This window comes from Marinobacter sp. R17, from assembly GCF_003789045.1.
In the GTDB taxonomy this organism is placed as follows: Bacteria; Pseudomonadota; Gammaproteobacteria; order Pseudomonadales; family Oleiphilaceae; genus Marinobacter_A; species Marinobacter_A mangrovi.
The window spans coordinates 1-1237 of sequence record NZ_RHGZ01000061.1 but is presented as its reverse complement, the minus strand read 5'-3'; the positions used below and the strand labels follow the sequence as shown (position 1 = coordinate 1237).

At 53.1% G+C, this 1237-nt stretch carries 1 protein-coding gene; it reads left to right on the top strand.

Annotated elements, in window-relative coordinates; all coding sequences use genetic code 11:
• Positions 1-59 precede the first annotated feature (59 nt).
• Positions 60-1229: an IS30 family transposase gene (locus EB809_RS20860; protein ID WP_123636781.1), complete on the top strand. Its 1170-nt coding sequence runs from the start codon at positions 60-62 to the stop codon at positions 1227-1229.
• The last annotated feature ends 8 nt before the right edge of the window (positions 1230-1237 follow it).

Below are 1237 nucleotides of genomic sequence, written 5' to 3'. Positions count from 1 at the left end.
GGTAGATTCAACCGGTCAGTGCAACATAATGCACGCTGGTAACTATCGGGGCTTTCAGAATGCCGCAGCAAGTATCAAAGACCAGAGGGCTGACCTACCAGCAGAAGCAGGAGCTATGGGCTCGATGGAAGAAAGGTCAGTCGCTTAGCGAGATTGGCAGAGCCCTTGGAAAGCATGCTGGATCGATTACTGGAATGCTCGCCATACATGGCGGCATTGCCCCTCTGGGACGCTCCAGGTCGGCGAGAGTGCTTAGTAGCTCTGAGCGCGAAGAGATTTCAAGAGGCATCTCGGCGGGACTGACATTGACTCAGATTGCCGATTCGATGGGACGGTCTGCCTCAACCATCAGTCGAGAGGTCAGTCGTAACGGGGGAAGAAGTCGGTACAGGGCGAACGTGGCAGATCGGCGTGCCTGGACCCAATCAAAACGTCCGAAAAAATGCCTTCTTGCATTGAATGAGCCCCTCCGTGCAGCCGTTGCCGAAAAGCTGAGCCTTGACTGGTCTCCAGAGCAAGTAGCAGGCTGGTTAAAACGCCAGTTCCCGGACGACAAGTCGATGCATGTGTCCCATGAAACGATTTACCGAAGTCTCTTTATCCAAGCCCGAGGTGTTTTGAAGAAGGAACTTGTCAAACACCTCCGATCAAGACGCGGTATGCGTCGATCACGGCACAGAAGCTCTGAAGAGGCAGAATCCCGCACCAGCATCACAGATTTAGTTTCTATCCGTGCTCGGCCAAAAGAGGTTGAAGACAGGGCTGTTCCTGGCCATTGGGAGGGAGACCTGATATCCGGATCCAAGAACTCACATATTGCGACGCTTGTAGAGCGGCAGTCTAGATTTACGATGCTCGTTCATGTCGGCGGCAAAGATACGGAAAGTGTTGTTTCGGCGCTTTGTCGGGAAGTCGGCCAGCTCCCCGAGGAGTTGAAGAGAACCCTGACCTGGGATCGAGGGGGTGAGCTGGGTAACCACAGGAAATTTACGCTTGCGACCGACATGCAGGTTTATTTCTGTGACCCGCAGAGCCCCTGGCAAAGAGGCAGCAACGAGAACACCAATCGTCTGTTGCGCCAGTACTTCCCGAAGAAGACCGATTTATCGGGCTATTCCCAGAAGCAGTTAAATGAATTTGCAAGGAAGCTGAATGAACGACCGAGGAAAACACTCGACTACCTGACACCTGTGGAGAAGCTGCAAAGCATATTTGCGTTGACCGGTTGAACTCACCA